Source organism: Paenibacillus lautus, from assembly GCF_050482385.1.
In the GTDB taxonomy this organism is placed as follows: domain Bacteria; phylum Bacillota; class Bacilli; order Paenibacillales; family Paenibacillaceae; genus Paenibacillus_AQ; species Paenibacillus_AQ lautus_B.
Genome location: NZ_JBCNHV010000017.1, coordinates 37,004 through 57,351, shown reverse-complemented (window position 1 = coordinate 57,351; position 20,348 = coordinate 37,004). Strand labels below are relative to the sequence as shown.

Annotated in this window: 17 protein-coding genes; 15 read left to right on the top strand and 2 right to left on the bottom strand. The window is 49.8% G+C overall.

The features are described 5' to 3' along the window. Positions 1–55 precede the first annotated feature (55 nt). Positions 56–1,420: a guanine deaminase gene (gene guaD / locus ABEW73_RS21870; RefSeq protein WP_430169006.1), complete on the bottom strand. Its 1,365-nt coding sequence runs from the start codon at positions 1,418–1,420 to the stop codon at positions 56–58. Between the two features lie 102 nt (positions 1,421–1,522). On the opposite strand from guaD, the gene ABEW73_RS21865 reads away from it, so the two are divergent. From ABEW73_RS21865 to ABEW73_RS21810, 12 genes are all read left to right on the top strand, one after another. Then, the gene (locus ABEW73_RS21865; protein ID WP_430169003.1) at positions 1,523–1,645 is read left to right on the top strand and encodes a hypothetical protein; all 123 of its coding nucleotides are present in this window, start codon (positions 1,523–1,525) and stop codon (positions 1,643–1,645) included. A gap of 75 nt (positions 1,646–1,720) precedes the next feature. Then, positions 1,721–2,572 (top strand): hypothetical protein, encoded by an 852-nt coding sequence (locus tag ABEW73_RS21860; protein ID WP_430169000.1) that lies wholly within the window; start codon positions 1,721–1,723, stop codon positions 2,570–2,572. Between the two features lie 173 nt (positions 2,573–2,745). Continuing rightward, positions 2,746–3,498, top strand: coding sequence for a superoxide dismutase family protein (locus ABEW73_RS21855; protein ID WP_430168997.1), 753 nt, complete (start codon positions 2,746–2,748; stop codon positions 3,496–3,498). Between the two features lie 235 nt (positions 3,499–3,733). Beyond that, positions 3,734–3,964, top strand: coding sequence for an AbrB/MazE/SpoVT family DNA-binding domain-containing protein (locus ABEW73_RS21850; protein WP_006208406.1), 231 nt, complete (start codon positions 3,734–3,736; stop codon positions 3,962–3,964). Then, positions 3,958–4,299 (top strand): endoribonuclease MazF, encoded by a 342-nt coding sequence (gene mazF / locus ABEW73_RS21845; RefSeq protein WP_430168994.1) that lies wholly within the window; start codon positions 3,958–3,960, stop codon positions 4,297–4,299. The genes ABEW73_RS21850 and mazF overlap by 7 nt, the downstream gene beginning before the upstream one ends. Before the next feature lie 253 nt (positions 4,300–4,552). After that, on the top strand, positions 4,553–5,062 hold the full coding sequence (locus ABEW73_RS21840) for a DUF4241 domain-containing protein (protein ID WP_430168991.1): 510 nt from the start codon (positions 4,553–4,555) through the stop codon (positions 5,060–5,062). A gap of 342 nt (positions 5,063–5,404) precedes the next feature. Continuing rightward, a complete protein-coding gene (locus ABEW73_RS21835) occupies positions 5,405–6,175 on the top strand; it encodes a hypothetical protein (protein ID WP_430168987.1) in 771 nt (256 codons plus the stop codon). Between the two features lie 284 nt (positions 6,176–6,459). Then, a complete protein-coding gene (locus tag ABEW73_RS21830; RefSeq protein WP_430168984.1) occupies positions 6,460–9,810 on the top strand; it encodes an S-layer homology domain-containing protein in 3,351 nt (1,116 codons plus the stop codon). A 176-nt stretch (positions 9,811–9,986) separates the two neighbouring features. Further along, complete coding sequence (locus ABEW73_RS21825) at positions 9,987–12,065, top strand: bacterio-opsin activator (protein WP_430168981.1); 2,079 nt, start codon at positions 9,987–9,989, stop codon at positions 12,063–12,065. A 332-nt stretch (positions 12,066–12,397) separates the two neighbouring features. Beyond that, positions 12,398–13,372, top strand: a complete 975-nt coding sequence (locus ABEW73_RS21820; protein ID WP_430168978.1) for a WXG100 family type VII secretion target — start codon at positions 12,398–12,400, stop codon at positions 13,370–13,372. A 9-nt stretch (positions 13,373–13,381) separates the two neighbouring features. Further along, positions 13,382–13,735 carry a hypothetical protein gene (locus tag ABEW73_RS21815; RefSeq protein WP_430168976.1) on the top strand — a complete coding sequence of 118 codons (354 nt, stop codon included), beginning with the start codon at positions 13,382–13,384 and terminating at the stop codon, positions 13,733–13,735. A 176-nt stretch (positions 13,736–13,911) separates the two neighbouring features. Continuing rightward, a complete protein-coding gene (locus ABEW73_RS21810) occupies positions 13,912–14,256 on the top strand; it encodes a DUF3221 domain-containing protein (protein WP_430168973.1) in 345 nt (114 codons plus the stop codon). A gap of 106 nt (positions 14,257–14,362) precedes the next feature. Here ABEW73_RS21810 and ABEW73_RS21805 read toward each other — a convergent pair whose 3' ends face one another. Continuing rightward, complete coding sequence (locus ABEW73_RS21805; RefSeq protein WP_430168970.1) at positions 14,363–16,057, bottom strand: PucR family transcriptional regulator; 1,695 nt, start codon at positions 16,055–16,057, stop codon at positions 14,363–14,365. A 451-nt stretch (positions 16,058–16,508) separates the two neighbouring features. Between ABEW73_RS21805 and ABEW73_RS21800 the strand changes: the two genes are divergently transcribed. Genes ABEW73_RS21800 through ABEW73_RS21790 form a run of 3 tightly spaced genes read left to right on the top strand, consistent with a single transcriptional unit; the run spans position 16,509 to position 20,316 of the window. Continuing rightward, complete coding sequence (locus tag ABEW73_RS21800) at positions 16,509–17,336, top strand: DUF2877 domain-containing protein (RefSeq protein WP_430168967.1); 828 nt, start codon at positions 16,509–16,511, stop codon at positions 17,334–17,336. 3 nt (positions 17,337–17,339) lie between these two features. Further along, positions 17,340–18,884 (top strand): acyl-CoA synthetase FdrA, encoded by a 1,545-nt coding sequence (fdrA, locus tag ABEW73_RS21795; protein WP_430168965.1) that lies wholly within the window; start codon positions 17,340–17,342, stop codon positions 18,882–18,884. 1 nt (position 18,885) lies between these two features. Continuing rightward, positions 18,886–20,316: a DUF1116 domain-containing protein gene (locus ABEW73_RS21790; RefSeq protein WP_430168963.1), complete on the top strand. Its 1,431-nt coding sequence runs from the start codon at positions 18,886–18,888 to the stop codon at positions 20,314–20,316. Positions 20,317–20,348: the final 32 nt, after the last annotated feature.

Sequence of the window (20,348 nt, the reverse complement as noted above, 5' to 3'; positions counted from 1 at the left end):
CGCTGGACACCTCGAATGTTAGGATGAATTGCTTTTTGAACAACCTCTATTTTTCTTAACGCGTATGTACCTTTTCCCCTTGCACCCACACCTCGCGGATATGCTCAGGTCGTGCCAGATACATGATTTTCTGAAAAATATCTTTTATGTCTTCAAACTCGTCAAAAATCGGCAGCTTCGCAGATGGAAGTCTCGTATCGATCACCTGCACATCCCATGCGTAGTTTTCTTGAATGCGGCCGATCGGCAAGCTCAGACTTTCACCGCCCCCGGCTGTAGCCAGATAGAATGCCTCATGGACCGTAATCCGCGACTCGGGTACCCCGCGAGCTTCCGCAGGAAGGGAGGTGTTCACGCCATCTTCCAGCATTCTCGAGGACATCACGGCTTGTCTTATGTTATCAAAGAGACTGGGCGAGAAGCCGCCGGATAGATCCGAGCCTAGGCCGATCTCGACATTTTTGGCATGGAAGCGGGCGACCGGGATGACGCTGTTGGCGAAATACGCGTTGGATATCGGGCAATGCGCGATCGCGGTCCCGGTATCAGCGAACAATTCGGCATCCTGATCATCAAGGAAATTACAATGAGCCATGACCGATTTATCGCGAAGGAGGCCAAAATCATGCAAGGCAAACGCATCGTTTTTCTGGAATCGATCTTTCACATAACTGTGCGCCCAATCGCTTTCGCTGCAGTGGGACTGCACATACGTGTCGTATTTGGCTGCCAGCTCGCCTAAACCCTTCAGCCCCTCATCGGTACAGCTTGGAATGAAGCGTGGAGTGACGACGGGATACACGCCTTGTTTTGTGGTCTTGGCGAGTTCCTGTACAGCGATAATAAATTCCTCCGTATCCGCCAGTGCCGCGGATGTGTCCGCATCGCGGTAGTAATCCGGATTCTGCTCGGGGTCGTCCATGACGACCTTTCCAACAAGTCCGCGCTGGCCTTTGCGCGCACAGATTTGGGCTAATAACAAGCTGGCTTCTTTATGCACCGTGGCAAAATAAAGGGCCGTCGTTGTGCCGTTGGCCAGCAGGGTGCTTACCACATCGTCGTAAACCTTTTGCGCAAACTCCAGATCGGAGAATTTTGATTCCAGCGGGAACGTATAGGTATTCAGCCAATCATAGAGCGGAATGTCCAATGCGGTTCCGGATTGAGCCCATTGCGGGGCATGTACATGCAAGTCGACAAAACCAGGCAGGAAATACTGTCCTTCCTCTAGTCGGTGAAAACTGTCAGTGTCTTGATACGTATCCAGCAAGGATTGATAGTCGGCGTCTTCCGGTGCCACGATTCGTTCAATCATGCCTTCGGCATTGATACAGTAAAGATAGTCTCTTAATACTTGAATTTCTTTGGGCGATTTGCTTGAAAAAGAAGTCCCTTGAAATAATAACATATATTTACTCATGTTTACCGCCTTAATGTTCGTTTTTTGGAACGCTTTTGTCATTATAGTCTGTTAAAAAAGATAAGTTTATAGTTTAAAGGCGAATAGATACGAGCCTGAGGCATGGTCGAAGGATCCATCATGACGACAGGTCAGGAACCGCACGATTACGGTTATTTGGAATTGTCTTGGGGATTTCGGGGCTGCTTCTTCATGAGCGATAATATCCGCAGTCTTTTTGTATAAACAAGAGGATATCAGTTGGCCCGCACAGAATAACTTGAAGCTGCCATTATTTTTGAGATTTGAAGGGGATTTGTAATGAAGACAAAATTGATCATGGTCGAGGGTCTGCCGGGATTCGGCAAATCGACGACGTCCCGTATGATTTATGATATTTTAACCGAACGAAACATCGAGGCCCGGCTTGTGATGGAAGGGGATGTTGAACATCCAGCGGATTATGAGGGAACGGCGTGTTTGACTGAAGAAGAATTCGGGCAGTTGCTGCAAGCCGCCGGCTCCTTGAAAGAAGTATTGATCGAGCGAGCTGCCCCAAAAGGCACCTGGAAGCTCCTGCCCTACCAGAAGCTAAAGAACGAATACGGTGCCTCTTTTCCGGATGATCTATATCATTCCTTGTCCAAGCAGGATATTTACGAACTTCCGCTGGACCTCAATAGGAGACTTATCACCGACCGGTGGGAGGCATTTGCGGAGCAGGCGTTAGATGAGGCTGCCGTTATGATTTTTGAGTGCTGCTTTATCCAGAATCCGGTGACCGTTGGCATGGTGAAATATGATGCGCCGGAAGACCAAGTGACGGACTATGTGTTGGGGCTGGAAAAGGCGATCCTTGGTCTGAATCCCGTCTTGTTCTACATTGAACAGGACAATCTGGAATACGCATTCCGCAAGGCCATCCGGGAACGCCCGGAGGCTTGGTCTACAGGATTCGTCCATTATTACACTCAGCAGGGATACGGCAAACGTCACGGTCTGGAGGGCATTGAAGGGACGCTGGAAGTATTGGAAGCCCGGCGCAAGCTGGAGCATCGGATCTTGGACAGTCTCGGACTGAACAAGGAGCGAATCAACAACTCTCATTATGATCAAGAGACGTACAGAACCATGCTGATGAACAAGCTGAAGCTGCATGGGGTCATCCAATAATGTTATTTTCGTAGATAAGGAAGGACGGTTTGATGTAGGGGCTTTTAACGATCACGCTGCTCTATATGACGGCTCTATTACCGAACGCCTCATATCCCATAAAATAACGACTTAGACGTATAAAATCAGGGGATTGGGAGATGAATGAATAACATCATTCAGGAGGCGATGAAGTGAAAAAGAAGACCAACAAGTTAAAATATATGGCTGGCGCATTTGTGGCCGGAGCCCTGCTGTTAACAGGGATTTTGTTCGCTGCTGCGAACCCCGAAGGAAGCTTAGATGCGATGAAACACACGATGTCTAAAATAAGCCACTACGTTAACGGCAAGGACGGCTCCACCGCTGACGGCCCATTTGCGAAACAAGGAACGGCGGCCGCGGATTCTAAGATTCCTACCGGCAGCAGCGATGTACCCGCTCGCATGATTCCGGATCCGGTTAACCAACCAGTGTTCTGGGAGCAGGCTTTCAGGGAGGAATCTCTGGGGCATCTTGTAGTCAAGCTGTACAATGCGGCGGGGGAGTCTGTTGGCTCCGCTACCTTGGAGCAGATCAATGACGGGGTAAAGGTGAAGATTACCGCATCCGGCCTCACACCAGGAAAACATGGGTTCCATGTGCATGAGAATGCGATCAAAGATAGGGATTTCAAATCTGCTGGTGGGCACTTTAATCCGACCGACAAGCATCATGGCCTCAAGCATCCGCAAGGAAGCCATGTAGGTGATATGCCGAATCTGGTCGTAGGTGCAGACGGCACCGTGGAAGCGGAGAAAATCATCCAGCATGGAACTCTTGAAAAGAACCAGCCGAACTCCGTTTTGGGACGCTCGCTGATCATTCATGCCGGCGAAGATGACGAAGTAACCGATCCATCCGGAAATTCCGGCGACCGGGTGGCCGGGGGAAATATCCCGGAGTAACCCTGCAAGCTACAGGTAACATGTGGTTTGTAGCATATGAGAGCCAGCGAAAAACGCATCACTCTAGGGTGGTGCGTTTTTTGTGGTGGTTGTGCAGCGGGACGAAGAAGAAGAAAACGAATCCTGCCTTCAGGAGGTAATCAAAGGATCTTGTATAATTTATTAAAAGTCGATAATTTGGCTTCATTCCGAATAATGTTTATACTTTGTATAAACATTTGTGTGAGGTGGTAGCATGTCGCAAGTTCAAAAATGGGGAAACAGTTTAGGCATTCGCATCCCAAAGGCACTGGCCATGGAGATAGGACTTGAGGAGGGATCAGAAATCGATCTTGACGTTGAAGATGGTCATCTCGTCATCAAACCACGGACCAACACACTGGAAGATCTACTTTCGAAAATAACGCCTGATAATATCCATTCCGAGGTTCAAACGGGTGAGCCGCAAGGACGGGAGTCATGGTAAAAGAACAATACATTCCTGATCGTGGCGACTTGGTATGGATTCAGTTTAATCCTCAATCTGGTCATGAGCAATCGGGGAAACGGCCAGTTCTTGTACTCTCACCTGTAACGTATAACGGTAAGGTCGGTTTAGCCTTATTTTGTCCGGTTACTTCCAAGGCTAAAGGCTACCCATTTGAGGTTGTTATTCCTCAGGATTTACCGATAGAAGGGGTTATTCTTTCTGATCAAATCAAGAGTCTCGATTGGCAATCTCGCCAAGCCAAGTTTATTTGCAGAGTTCCTAAGGAGACCTTGAATGAGGTTTTGTCTAAGGTAGATTTATTGATTCACTAATTGAAAATTATTGTATACAAACCGCTCCTTCGTTTCGGTTATATTGGAGCGGTTTTTCTATAATCGAAATCAAGATATACATCGAGTCGAACATCCTGAGCCAGGCGGAGCACACGAAGGAAGTCATCCTTGCGGAAGCTTTGCAATAAGATTCAGGAGGCATGTCAAATTAGAGGCAGGAACCCCATTTAAACTCTCCGCATCATACGTGCTAAAATAAAACCATCATACGGAGTTATTGGAGGTATCTTCATTGATCATTCAACTGGGCGATTTTGAAGTGAATTCCGGGCAAGTGGTTGTCGCGGATCCATGTTATGAATTGGATACGAACATTATTATTATGGGCGTGTTGGAAGGCGTATTGAATGGAACATGGGTAGGGGAAGTGGAGAAGGTGGAGATCCCGGATTGGGGCGAAGCCAACGCCAAGCTAACGGCTTACCATCATTTGGCAGCTGAACGGGGGGCATTCCTGGAGTGGATCAAGTGTCCTTTTATAGCTGGGGTGGACAGCGGGCAGGCTGGAATTTTTGATATTCAAAAGTACCGGATTCCTGACGCGGATTCGACATCGGACACCTCGGATACGGGATGGTATTACGCGTGCTGCGATATCACCGAGAGTGGGGAAGAAGCGGGCGTTCTGGATGGAGGCGTCGTATCTCGAACCGGCATGGGCGATGGTGCATACGGCGTGTATAAGGCTGTGAATGAGCAGGATCAGGTGGTTGGCGTGAAGATTGTGTTTATTAAGAGCTAGTTGAGGGTCAGTGAAACGAAATATGAGCAAGTGCAAACAGCCACGGAAGGTAACCCTTTTGTGGCTGTTTTACTGAATTAACAGAAGAGGCGGAGCAGCTCTTAGAGGAGTTACAGGAAGGTTAGCGAATAAATATGGAATCCACTTTAAATCGAAGGTGATTCCATGAGTTTTAGGATTAACAAGAGTGAGCAGCACGCAAAGAAGGCTCTACCGGCATACCTAATCGGTCTAATCGGAATGTTATTGTCGGTAGTCATTGCCCTCGGCATATTGAGTCTGACGGACTTCGATTTATATTCGTATTCCATCTTGTTCGTTTTTCCTTTGGGGGCGATTGCCTTGGGTATGATTTCAACGTCGGTTTATACTTGGCGAATCGTAAGTAGAGGCTATAAGCCGTCCAGGAGACATTATGCGGTTTCATTACTCATGGCGTTCATCACCTTTTTCTTGATTCAATATGGTGAATATCAAACAACGTATGTAACTGAAGACCATACGATCAATCATCAGTTTAAAGGGGAACCTATCCGCAACTACACTGATGAGCAGGAAAATGTCCTCACGTTTCCCAATTACCTTGCCTTTAAAATGAAGACTGATGAAACAAGCTTCATACACCGTGGCGGCGAGGTCATTGAAATGAATTCATCCTCAGTTTCCAACTGGTTCAGTTGGAGTTTGAGCCTTGTCGGATTCCTGTTAGGTAGCACATTTCCAGGCTGGTTCTCCCAGCAGGGCACGCTGCATTGTACGGCATGCAAACGAGCGTATGTGACAGAACACAAGCTGGGAGAGCTCACTTTTGAGAGAGTCACTGAGCTCCACGATGTTCTTGTTCAAGAAATCCAATCCGATAATTTTAACGCTTTTATAGACATCGTCAATCGATATGATATTTTCAAACACAATGAAGCCCATGATCTTCAAGAAACCTACGTCATTAATATAGGTGTCTGCCCAAACTGCAACCATGGATATGTAATCATGAGACATTACTCTCGCATTGATGCAGAAGGAGGCTCTTTCAGCGAAGATAATAAAAAAATCGTACTTCCAACGACGGGGGCGTTTGCTGCACAGGGGTTTCGTTATGTGAAAGCGGTGTAACTTTTAAAGGTTCCGCCTACAAATTTGTTTGATGGATGTTGCGGAATCATCGTAAAAGCAATGGAACCTCAAGCAACATCTCAACCGGACGAAAACTCAGGGCGACTCCCTGATTCGCTCGGTTTTTCCGTTATAACCGTCTTCGTATGAACTTGAAACAAAATTGAGACAGTCCTTGTTCCATTGTTGGTTTACACTTAATTGAAGATGTTGAAATTTATCAGATCACCGCGTGTTTCTATGACTCATCGATGATTGTACTGATGCAAAGGAGAAACCTGTTTATGAAAAAAATGTCTATCATTCTGGCAGTAACGCTCATTTTTTCGATGGTGCTTGCTCCCTTGGCTTCCGCTCTGCCTGTGGTCCGGGCCGGTAACGACTCGGCCCCGTCCGAAGCGGACGGTTGGGTGTGGGTTGGGACCGCAGAAGAATTGGCTTATATCAATCGGAATCAAGCATCTTACCTGGATCGGAATATCCGATTGACCGGCGACATCGATATGACCGGATACGAATGGGTACCCATAGCCGATGAAGCGACTGTCTTCAGTGGTATTTTCGACGGAAGGGGACACCGGGTCGAAGGCCTCACCATCAATGGGGGGGCTCTGCAGTTTGTCGGCTTCTTCGGCCGCGTATCGGGTACCATCCGTAACCTGGGCATTTCGGCACAAGTCTATGGCGGCAACTATGCTGGCGGATTAGTGGGACACCTGGTGGGCGGGAGCATTATCAACTCGCATTCGCAGGGCACGATTACAAGCGGTAATGCGGGTACTGGCGGCGTGAGCGTAGCAGGCGGGTTGGTCGGGACGGCCTATGGCGATTCGACCATTCTTCGCTCATCTTCATCTGCTGCCGTTAAGAGCGGCGATGCCCCCAATCAGTATGCCGGCGGGCTGGTCGGTGCACAGGGATCGGGCAGCATCAAGGACTCGTATGCCACCGGAACGGTCACGTATACCGGAGGCGATTACTTTTTCTTTGGCGGCGGATTGGCCGGACAATTGATATACGGAACGATCGCCAATAGTTATTCTTCGGCAGCGGTCATGCATTCCGGAAACGTCACATATTACACGGCGGGCGGTTTTATCGGAATCATGACGTATGCATCGATCAACGCCTCGTATTACGATAACACGGCATCGGCCCAAACCATCGGCATCGGAAGCGGGGATAACCTAGGACCTCCTCATCTCACAGGTCTAACCACCGACAAAATGAAGACAGCCTCCAATTATGGCGGCTGGGATTTCGCGGATACGTGGTCCGTCAATACTGGCGTCAATGGGGGCTATCCCTATCTGCGCCCTGTCATCTTGACAATCGACCTGCCGAGGGCGGTCAAGGACGTTCCCTATTCGATTGCGATTGATGCTTTCGATGGCGCAAGAGGAGGACTGGTTTGGAGTGCCTCCGGACTTCCCGATGGCCTATCGATGACTGCCTCTGGCGCGATCGAAGGCAGCGCTACGGTGAGCGGTACGTTCCCGGTTACGGTTACGGCGACCGATGCAGGCCGGAACATCGCCAGCGCGGTATTGACCCTGAACGTGGATCAACCTGCACCGGATATCGGTGGGCTTGCTATTAGTCCAGGCAGAGCGAACGGTTCGACAAGCGTGACGGCGGTTCCGGGCGACCCAGGACATACGTTTTCTTATCTGATCGGGTCAAATGCCGGTGTGCGTCCTCTAGTGGGTGAGGCGCTGCCTGGCGAAGCGGTCTTGTACTCGCTAGGAGCGGACATTTTGGATCCGATTCCGGGTCAATATCTTCAGGTATTTGAGCTGGATGCACAGCAACTCATTCAGGCATGGAGCAGCGTACAGGTGGAAGCCGTACATATCCGAGACCAGATCCACGTGGCGGGAGTGGCGCTGGATCAGACGGAATTGACTCTTACGGCAGGAGGTGCTTCGCAGAAGCTGACAGCCGCCGTTACACCAGTGAATGCAACGAATCCGGCGGTTTCCTGGACTTCCAGCGATCCGGCCGTCGCCGAGGTGGATCAGAGCGGCGAGGTGACACCAATCACTGGAGGTACAACGGTGGTCACGGTGACAACTGCCGATGGCGGGTACACGGCTGTAGCCGCTGTGACGGTACAGTCGGCTCCAGCGAGTACGGGGACGGTGATCGGTGCAGTCTACGGTACAGGTAACACACCGCTGGTTGGTGCGGCGGTATCGATGGGTGGAGTGAAGGATATGACCGATATCAATGGGAGATTCGCCCTGAATAACGTAGTGGCAGGCCGCCATGCACTCACGGTGACAGCAGCGACGTATAACGATTATGCGACAACCGTGAATGCTTTAGCTGGGGAGACGGTCGACGTAGGACGCATCGATCTGAGCGCTGTCTATATCCCTAAACCGGAACCTCCAACCTATAGCTGGGTTCCTCCTGTTCCTGCGCCTGCTCCTATTCCTGCACCGGATCCAAGGATGACCGTAATGATCAATGGTCAACAAGTTCGGGTAACCACTAAAAAAGAGCAGGAGTATGACGGGCGCACGGTTCTGAGATTGATGCCGGGCTCCGAACTGATTCGGTCATGGGTCGCTGGCGGGAACGATATCGTCATCGACATCGACAATGAGGATCCGGTGGTGAAGGTAGACCTTCCGGCTGAAGCGCTGCAAGTTCTCCTTGCGGCGAAACCGAATGCCATCATTCGGTTTGGGGTGAACGAGGCAAGCTACAGCGTTCCGCTGCACATGCTAAGTGACCTCCCGAAACAAGCGACCGCAACGGTCGTTATTGCGAAAATGACGGATTCCTCAAGCCGTCAGCTGGATGAGCTATTGACTCGTCAAGGGTATAATATGCTGGCTACGCCAACGAGCTTTGAGCTATACAGTGACGGCGATGTAAGAATCGAAGCGAAAGACACTTACTTGGAGCGGACATTCTTGCTGAACGCTGCGGCAGAACCCGACCGCTCCACCGTCGTGTGGGTGGATGATGCAGGGAAGCTGCGCTTCATCCCTTCCGTTTTTGAAGGGGAGACAGCGACTTTTTATGGCCCATATAACGGTGTGTACACCGCGGTTCGCTCTAACCGAACCTTCGAGGATATCCAGGGACATTGGGCGCAAAACGACATTGAGCGGATGGCGAGCAAGCTCATCGTGAATGGATCGGATGATGGCACCTTTGATCCTAACCGTACGGTGACCCGCGCCGAGTTTGTCGCGATGCTGGTGCGTGCGCTCGGACTCTCCGAGAAGCCGCAGCTTTCTGCCTATTCGGACGTGTGGCCAAAAGAAGTTTGGTATGCCGGTGCGGTAGGAGCCGCATCCGCTGCCGGCTTGATTGAAGGCTACGCCGACGGTTCGTTCCGACCGGACGCTGGGGTTACGAGAGAGCAGGTGGCGGTTATGCTGGGCAGAGCCGTCCAATATGCCGGCGAGCTTCCGTCGCAGGATGTCTCCGCGTTGGAACGCTTCGCGGATCATGCCCAGGTATCCGAGTGGGCTAAGGGACCGGTTGCCGAGCTGCTGACCGCGGGCATGATCGAAGGCGTTGGGAATGCTGCGTTCGCACCGCAGGCGTTTGCCACGCGCGCCCAAAGCACCGTTCTCTTAAACCGAATGCTGCTCTACTTGAAGTTCATGAACTAATTGCAGTTAAATAGCTGACGCGCACATTCCAACCAAGAATGTGCGCGTTTTTTTAGCGCTTATTCTGTTTTTGAGCCTATTCGTAGACTCGAAACATAGTATAGTATAAAAAAATAGCAGGTTTATTAGTTATAAGATTCAATGGGCGAGAAGCGGATGAAGTGAGGATGTAACGGATGGAGAAGATTTTAAGACATCGCATCATCGGTTTGGAACGGGAAATGGAGAGTTTTACAGATTGGTTGGAGGATTCCAATGCAGAGCCATTCATTTTTTCAATATCAGGGATTGGGGGCATGGGCAAAACAACGCTGCTGCTTCAAATGGACCGCATGGCAAGGCAGTCCTCGGTACGTTCCCTTTGGCTGGACGGGCAAGGCAGTTTAGCGACGTCGGGCGCTTTTCTGGCGAGTCTGGAGATGAGTCTTGCAACAGAATATGGAAGAACCAGGGATCCGGAATTGGCCCTGCTGCCTTATATCGTTAACGAGCTTCAGCTTCAGCGTACCGTGTTGTTCATAGACAATTGTGAGGAGATCGCGCAGCTGGAAGGCTGGTTGTTCTCCAGATTTCTTCCCGGGCTGAAGTCTGCCCGCGTGTTGATCGTCTGTGCCTCACGTAATGGACTGCCGCTCAAGTGGCAGACGAATCCGGAATGGAAGTCCCAATTGCGAAGGTTCCCTTTGCGGCTGTTTACGAGAGAAGAGGTCTACGATTATTTAGGCGGCAGCGGCTTGTCTTCGGAATTGCAAAGGGCTATTGCCGAGAAGACGGAAGGCCATCCGTTGTCGCTTGCCTTGACCGTGGATATGCTGCTTTCCGAATCTGCGGAAGAGAGGAGTGTATGGCGAGAAGTGCCGGCTGTTTTGAGCGCCGAATTTTTGCGGGAATCGGCTTCTCCTGGCGTGTACCGTGCGTTGACGGTTTTGTCGCTTCTGCCTGTAGCTGACGAGAACCTGCTGAACCGGTTGTTGGACGCTCCCGTGGAAGGGGTGGACTATTACCAGCTGAGGGGACTTTCGTTTGTACGGGATACGGTGGATGGAATATCGCTGCGCCAGGTCGTCGCTCGAATGTTGCGGGATGATTTCGCGCGCAGAAATCCCGAACAATTCGAAGCGGTTCGCCATCAGGCGTTCGTCCTGCTGTCGGAACGATTCCATTCGGTCGATCAACGGATGCAGATGCGTATAAGCGCCCATATCTTGGAACTGTACCGCGAATTTCTGCCTTCGACCCATGCTTATGCCAATTTCTCATCAAGCCTGAAACCCGGCGAGCAGAAGCCGTTCCGGCAAGAGGATCTGCCGTATTTGCAGCGCTTTTTGAAGGCGTCAATTCAGGGTTCTGACTGGCAGTCCGAACTGGTTAAACCTGCCGATTGCCCAGTTTTGCTGAAGGAGATTGCAGCTCATTTTCCTGATGGAATCTTTATCGTGCGGGACGAAAAAGGGATGCCGCTGGCGTTTTGCGCAGGCGTATGGCTGCATGCCTTGAGTTTGCCATTGCTGGAACGATACGCGCCTGGGTGCAGGGGAATGTTGGGGGAGGAAGCTTCTTTGCTGCATCGGCTTCCTCCGGAGGCAGCCGATACGATATTCGTGCTGTTATCCGCGGTAAACTCCGAACAGTCCTTGTATCGTCCCGAAGAGCTGGGCGCCTTGCTGATGCAGCAATGGCTGGTTCACATGACTGGCGGCCTGCGGGGAATTTTGGCGGCGGGGGATCCGCAGTTGAATTCTTTGTTGTCGATTCTGGGATTCAAAGCGTGCGGGAAAGCGACGGGATTTGCGGGCATCGAATTGACGAAATGGGAGCTTGATTTTAGGCAAACGACCTTTGATCAGTGGATTCAGCGAATCATCCGGCAAACGGAGATAGCAGCAGGTCAACCGACATATCCACGGGAAGATGAGGTTCCTCCGGCCATTGATAGAAGCGAAATGAAGCAAATACTGGATGGACTGTTCGACCCGGACAAGCTGGAGGAACTCCCTGTCATGCGGCGGTTGGGTTGGAGCGGGGCGCAGGTGAGAACCATAATCCAAGAGATTCTGGCCGACCCACGTTCGAGGGAACCTTTGACAGTATTGGAGAAGGAAATTCTAATCGCAAGTTATCTGCGTAAGGACCGGAACAAAAACCAGCTCGCAGCATCCTTCCATATGAGCAGAGCCACCTTTTACCGCCATATGCGTTTGGCCGAAAAACATCTGGCTTTTGTACTAAGCGAATTGATGAGGTCAGGGTTTTGAGCATCACCAGTAAAGGCGTAATTAAGTTATAGGTTCCAATAGGCCATTTACGCGGGCTCCTACATAGCATCACCAGTGAAAAACGCATCTCTATAGGAGGTGCGTTTTTTGTGAGCTATTTTATTAAGGGATGCACGAAACTGTTAAAGCTGAGGCTATCTAAACTAGAGGTATTTCGCTGATTGGGGCTTCTGAACCATATTAGAACATGAAAGGCCCCTATCTTCCACTTGTAAACTCCAATGCCTTTTGATATGAAGGACTCTGGAACCTTTTCCATATCCTAGAAGGCGGATACAATAAGGTCCAATGAAATGTTGGAGAGGATGCAAATGCCTAGAATACTTGTCCCGCCCGAGGTGCTGATTCGGGTATCGGAGGAAGCCGCCAGAGCAGCGGAAGAATTGGAAACAACCAAGAATCGGCTGGACCAGCAGATTACGTATATGATGTCATCGTGGGAAGGAACGACCCGTTCGCGGTTTTTCGAAGATTTTCAGCACGCCCATGGCGAAATGAATAAAACGATTGAACATCTCAGGATCATCGGCCAGGAGTTGAAGACGATTGCCTTTCGGTTTATCTCAGCCGATATGCATGAAGATCTCATGATTGCGGCAGCTGCAGCGAGCGCCGCTAACGAGTCCAAAACGTTCTGGGACCATGCGGGGGACTTCTGGCAGGGGCTGCAGACCGGGGCGAAGTCCGTGGCAAATTCCGTGAAGGATACGGCGACATCCTTGGTTGAAGACCCGCTTGGCACTGCAAAGGACATGGCCTATAATGCTACCATCGGGACGGCGGAAGAGATTATCGACACGGCGGTTTGGGGAGGCAAAATGATCTTTGATGCCGATACCCAGGAGAAATTCGCCGCAGACGTCGAGGCGTCAGGCGGAGCGTTCAATTTTGCCGGACAGCAAGCAGCCATGACCATCGCTGGCTTAGCCACGCGCCGGATCGGGGTGAAGAATCACCCGCACCTGAAACATGATTCGGGTGGAGATGGGGGGAAGGGTAATTCTGTCGGCAACTTCGCAGGAAACATTAATGCTGATAGCATTCCTAATATGTCCAAGCAGGAAATCTTGGATAGCTTGCCAAACAATTGGGAGTATACTGATAATAACGGTTTTGTTCATATTAGAGATGTAAATGGAAACATTCGCATGAGGATCGACCCACCCGATAAGGTCACCAAATATGACCATGTTCATTTGTTTGATGAAAGTGGTAACCCAATCGATGTGAATCTAAATGTGGTTGACAGAAAAAGTCCTGATGCTCATATTCCATATAAAAAATGAGGTGATACAGTGAAAGTAGAAAAAATTCTGAGCGAGATTGAAGCAATGCACTATTGGGATGCTAGAGTATTAAAATTTGATTCGAGTTTTTTTGGTGACGAATTAACACTTGTTTTTGAGGACACTGAGTTTAACGTCAAATTGTCCTTTACGGGATGTTCTAAATTTTCCTTTCTTACAAGTGTAGATGATAGGACTAAACCATTAAGAGAGTTGACCAGACCACAAATTCCTTATTTTCTACAAGATATCGAAGTTACAGAAGTTCAATGTGAAGGCCATCGATTGTTGAACTGTAAAATTCTAATGCCCCCTCTTAATGCTGAGATAGTCTGTAATTCAATTTCAGTTGAAAAGATATAGGTTCGAGACCTTGAAAGGCATATGCCTTTCAAGGCTTTCTTTAATCTGTTCACTGCCGCAAGCGCACTTTACATTAGCATAGAACGAAGGTTTCGTTATGAATATTATTTTTTTAGCCCGAGTTATTGGCATTTTCCTAGAGTCCGTCAACTATCTGAAATTCAGGGAGCAAACCAATGAAGAAAACAAAATGGGTGTTAGTAACATACTGTCTCCTATTTATATTGAGTGCTTGTAATATTGTCGAATCCGATTACCAACAGATGCAAGGAGTCGTAAAGGAAATCGATACCCAAAATAACAGAATACTACTCATAGCCGAATTAACAGAGGGGGATTTAAATAAAGATACACAAGAAGTGATCAAATCTGGCGAATATAGGGAAGTCGCATGGGTAAGTAAGATTGATTCCTCAAAATTTACAGTTGGTGAAGAAATCATCATTTACTATGAAGCCAGGGAAGACTCTTATCCGGGCAAGATGGCAGCTAAAAAATACGAGAAGCTAACGAGCAAATAATATTGCCGACTTAAGCAGCTCATTATATAACACTCCCAACACCTCCGTAAGCACTCAACTGACCGCTCCCCCAGCGATCGTTCCAATCACGTCTTTTTGCCGTGGACTATCCTTTATTCAGCAGCCGATAGAGATTGAGCGCCAATTGAATCTGGAATAGCTCATCCGCGTTTTTTAAGTTGGAATTCAGGAGTTCTTTGATTTTGTCGACGCGATAGATAAAGGTGTTGCGGTGGATGAACATCGCCTTGGCGGCTTCCGTCACATTCTGATTGTGCATGAAATAATATTCCAGCGTAGAGATAAAGCTGGTGTTGAACGTTTGATCATGGTGATGGATGACGCCAAGCGTGTTGTGGAAGAACTCTTCCATCTCGGCAGGCTTGATATTGGAATCGAGAAAATGATAGACGGCATAATCTTCGAAATGGGAGATGATCCGAATGTCTTTGAATCGCTGCATCAATCGCATGGCTTCCTGGGCTTCGAAGAAGCTTCGATGCAGGGAAGAGAATGTTTTGTACTGGCTGCCGATGCCGATAAGAAACTGCGTTTTCTTCATTTCTCGGGTCAGTAACTCTACCAGCTCATGGGCGAAAGCTTTCGTTTCGTTGACGGTAACCGGCGGTTTATTCTCATTCTTCCCGACTAATATGATGATCTGCTGGCTTCGGTAGTAACACGTAAGCTCCCCGTTCGTTTTACTGGACAAGCCGTGGATCAGGTTAACGCACTTCTTCACCATATGTTCCAGCTCGTATTTTCGGTACACGATATCCTTGTAGCTTTCCAGAAGGGTCGGTTCGATATGAACGACCATGCAGTAATAGGTATAGTTGATATTCAGCCCATGTAAATCCGACTGCGAGTGCAGCGTCTCGGTCGAAGTGATGTTGCCGGACAGCAAGTCGTCAAAGAAGTCATTCCGGATTTTGAGCTTGACTTCCTCCAGCTCTTTCGCCTTCATGCGATCGAGGGCCAGAATGGTAGAGCCGTGCTCTAACGCCAAATTATCGACTTCGGTCAGCTTGCGAACGGTTTGGAAGATGACGATGTATCCGTACACATGGCTGGACACCGAGATCGGCATGATGCGGCATTTGAAGGTTTGATGCTTGTGATCGTAGTCGCGCTGGATCGATTTCTTGATTTCGCTTACATATGTCGGGATCGCCTCGGTAAACTCGGACGGGAAGATGGGCCTGTTCTTCTGGAGCGACAAGAACTCATGCAGCGGCGACTTATTATCCGGATGATCTGTATAGCAGAGCAAATTCCAATCCCGATCAAGAATCAGGATCGGATTATGGACGATGTCGGCTAGCTCCGCCGAAATTTGTTCGATGCCGCCCCCTTCCAGCGGAATTTTGAACAGCGCATTATGCAGGTCGAGCGATCTGCGATTCAGCGCGTCATAATCGGCATTGGTCTTCTCATTAATGATCGCGATCACCTTGGACAGCGTGTATTCAAAAGGGAGCTCCAGTAGCGGAAGCCCATACTTGTTCGCCAGATCCATCATGTTTTGCGGAATTCGGTCAAAATAGCGTTTCATTTTGATACACAGTCCCGCGCAATTGTTCGCGGCCAATTCATGAATGACCCGATTCTGCAGCTCCTCACTATCTTTAAAAATATATCCGGTGGATAAGAGCAGCTCATTCGAAGCCAGCCAATCGAATACATCCGGATTTTCAATAATATTTACAATGGATATTTGGTGATCAATTCCTGCCGCACCTGCAACGAGTTTAATGCCTTCGATCGCTTTGATCTGAAGGATGTCCCTGATGGTAAGCATTCTTAACACACACCTTTGTTTTTGTTCTCATTGTGCAATGTGCACAGTGAATATGCGATGTTTTTAGTTTCGCTGTACAATGACCGGAGTGTAGCCCTGGATTACAATAAGGGTGTCAGGAGCGGTTCGCAACTTCAACTGTGATATAATTCACAAAATATCCTTTTGACAGTGGAAAGTCATTCACCTGTTATATGTTCGACGTTTATATATTGGCTAATTTTGAATTCAGTATAGCATCTAAGGTCATTTATCCACAACTAAGGCATGGCCGATCCAAGGTGAATGAAACATTCAAAGGGATAGCCTGACAAAAGACAGCACTTGTCCATTTGTAAGCTAAGGAGGCGATATAACGGGAAGCTGCGAGAAGAAAACCAGTACTGAAGCCGCTTGTGTTGTAAGCGCAGCCATCTCTTGCGATGCGGGGTTTCTTCAACAAATAAGAAGCTTGAAATTTCATGGGACGGTACACAGCATCTTTGATCGAACGGTGAACCTGAAGTGTCCGAACGGTGAATTATATACGATTGCCACTGACAGTGTGGACAATGCTCCGAATACGCTGATCACGGACATCGACAGCTTTTCGAAAAAGGGGCTGGCGATTGGAGATCAGGTCTATGCGGAGGGAGAGCGGTTATACGTAGGGAAGAATGCAGCTGTTATGCTTCAGCAAGTCCATGTATGGCGGAGCAAGCTCCCATCCTATCCGGAAGAAGAAGAAATCTTAAGAAACCATGTAGCTGCAGCCCAGTTATGGATTGAAGCTCATGGCAAGGCCGGCGGGATGAAGCAATCGGCAGAGACCGCAAATCCTTTTGATCAGGAAATGAAGAGATTGCTGACGGAGCGCTCCAATGGACTTCTCCATGCACTATCCAAGGGTGAAGCCAGCCTTGCATCTCATTATGCAATTCAACTAATGGGCTTGGGTCCGGGCTTGACTCCGTCGGGCGACGATTTTTTGGTAGGTTTGTTTACCGTTATGAATCTAACGAATGGTCCGCTGTTCAAGATCCGCCATGAGTGCGAACAGATTGTGGCAGCAGCGGCTGATAGGAGCAATCCGATTAGCTATATGGCTTTAAAGAAAGCCGCAAGTGGCCAGGTAAGGGAATCCATAGGAGATTTCATCCACCATATGATCCATGGCAGTAAGACTGAAGTTATATCCAGCTTATCCAGGGTACTCGATATCGGTTCTACATCAGGAACGGATATCGCGCTGGGGCTGGTGAATGGCTTGAAGCTAAGCATAGAAAGAAATGGGAGGTAAAGCATGTCGACTAAAGTTGTGATTAAAAAGAATACGTACTTTGATTCCGTCTCACTGATGTCACTGTCAACCAAAGCGAATCAATTAGATGGCGTGGATCAGGCATTTATCGCAATGGGAACGCAGATGAACAAGGAAGTACTGGCCAATGTTGGTCTCATGACCCCGGAGCTCGAGGAAGCCAAGGGAAGCGATCTGATGATCGTCATTAAAGCGGTCTCTGAGGAGTTCGTAGAAAGCGCTTACGAAGGCGTCGAAGCCCTATTTAACAGCAAGGGAAGCGAGGCAGGAAACAGTGAGCTCACGTTCCCGACAATTGACTCGGCCGCGAGAAATCTTCCTTCGGCCAAGCTGGCCGTCATTTCTGTAAACGGACTGTTCGCAGCCAGAGAAGCCAGAAAGGCATTGGAGAATGATCTCCACGTCATGCTGTTCAGCGATAATGTCAGCGTGGAAGAGGAGATCGAGCTCAAGAACATGGCGCATGAGCGCGGTTTGCTCATGATGGGACCGGACTGCGGTACGGCCATCATCGGAGGCGTAGGGCTGTGCTTTGCCAATCAAGTGCGTCCGGGAAGCATCGGGATCGTAGGCGCATCCGGAACGGGAAGCCAGGAGGTCAGCGTTCGGGTTCATGATTTTGGCGGCGGGATCTCCCAACTGATCGGCACGGGGGGACGCGATTTAAGCGAACGCGTTGGCGGCATTATGATGCTGGACGGCATGAGAGCCCTGAATGCAGACGAAGCGACCAAGGTTATTGTCCTGGTTTCGAAGCCACCAGCCAAGAGCGTGGAGGAGAAGGTGCTCGCCGAGATCAAGAACATGAGCAAACCTGTCGTGGTGTGCTTTATCGGCGGAACGGAAGAAGCAGTGGTAAACGCTGGCGGTCATTTCGCCAAAACGACGAAAGAAGCGGCGTTAAAAGCCGTTATCCTCTCGGGCGTCGACGAGAGCACCATCGATAAGCATCCGCTGAATCTGCCCCTCATTGAGGAGATTAAGGCCAAGCTGACGCCGGAGCAAAAATACATCCGTGGATTGTTCTGCGGCGGGACGCTGTGCGACGAAGCCATGTACCTGGCGATGGAGCAATACGAGGATGTGTATAGCAATATTCCGAAGGATCCGAAGTACCGGCTGCAGGATATTCACGTCAGTCAGGGCCACACGTTTATCGATTTCGGAGATGACGAGTTCACCAACGGCAAGCCTCATCCGATGATCGATCCTTCTTCCCGGATTGCCAGATTCAAGCAGGAAGCTAAAGATCCGTCGGTTGGCGTTATCGTGATGGACTTCGTACTTGGATACGGAGCGCACGAGGATCCGGTCGGGGTCATGCTCCCGGCAATCGTGGAAGCCAAGCAGGCGGCTGAACAAGAAGGAAGACATCTGGAGATTATCGGCTACGTACTGGGAACGGATCTCGATACACCGTCTGTAGAAGAGCAGTTAAATAAACTAGTATCTGCGGGAGTTACTTATGCCAGCAGCAGTACGAATACAGGGCTTCTTGCCAGAGGCTTCGTCGAGAAAGGAGTATGACATGAGTAGAATCAACGAGTTATTTAACAGCGAGCTTCATGTAATCAATGTGGGTCTGGAAATGTTTAAAGACGATATTTTGAAGCAAAAAGGGAAGGTCTCCCACCTCGAATGGAAACCGCCGGGCGGAGGCAAGCCTGAAGTGATCGCACTGCTTGACAAGCTGGATCAGCCGGACATTCAGGAGAAAATCGAAGCGGCGAACAAGCTGGCCGTGGAGCGGATCATCAACTCCCAGCCGGTATTGATCGGTTTCGATCAGGCGATCAATGTCGTGCCGGGCATGACCAAAAAGACGATCCTGCACGCAGGCCCGCCTATTACATGGGAGCGAATGAGCGGTCCGATGAAGGGCGCGGTTACGGGCGCACTGGTCTTCGAAGGCTTAGCTAGCAATCTGGATGAAGCGGCGGAACTTGCGGCATCGGGTGAAATCACGTTCTCGCCATGCCATGAGCATAACTGCGTAGGCTCGATGGCGGGGGTAACCTCAGCTTCGATGTTCATGCACATCGTGGAGAACCGGACATACGGGAATATCGCGTACACGAACCTGAGCGAGCAGCTGTCCAAAATACTGCGGATGGGCGCCAATGACGAAACGGTCATCGCCCGCCTGAACTGGATGAGGGACGTGCTGGGCCCGATGCTCCGGGATGCCATGAAGTTCTCCGAGAACGGCATCGACCTTCGCCTCATGCTGTCGCAGGCCCTTCATATGGGAGATGAATGCCACAACCGCAACAATGCCGGCACAACGCTGTTAATCCAAGCGTTAACGCCGCTGATTCTGCGGACGAACTTCCCTACCGAGCAGCAAATCGAGGTCTTTGATTTTGTGGCAAGCAGCGATTACTTCTCCGGCCCGACTTGGATGGCGCTCTGTAAATGCGCGCTGGATGCGGCGCATGGGATTGAATACAGCACCATCGTGACCACCATGGCCCGTAATGGCGTCGAATTCGGCATCCGCGTCAGCGGCATGCCGGGCAACACCTGGTTCACCGGACCGGCGCAAAAGGTGGTTGGACCCATGTTCGCAGGGTATAAGCCGGAGGATTCAGGCCTTGATATCGGCGATAGCGCGATCACGGAAACCTACGGTATCGGCGGATTCGCGATGGCAACCGCTCCGGCAATTGTGGCGCTTGTCGGCGGAACCGTGGAGGAAGCCATGAATTATTCCGTCAAGATGAAGGAGATTACAACCGCGGAAAATCCGAACGTCACGATTCCTTTATTGAACTTCAGCGGCATTCCAACGGGCATTGATATTCGCAAAGTGACCCAAACCGGCATCATGCCTGTCATCAACACGGCCATCGCGCATAAAGACCCGGGAATCGGAATGATTGGAGCGGGTATCACGTTTCCTCCGGTGGATTGTTTTGAACAGGCGTTACAAGCACTTAGCCAGCGCATTCAGTCATAGAATGGTGGCCCTACAGGCATGCGTTAATGCCT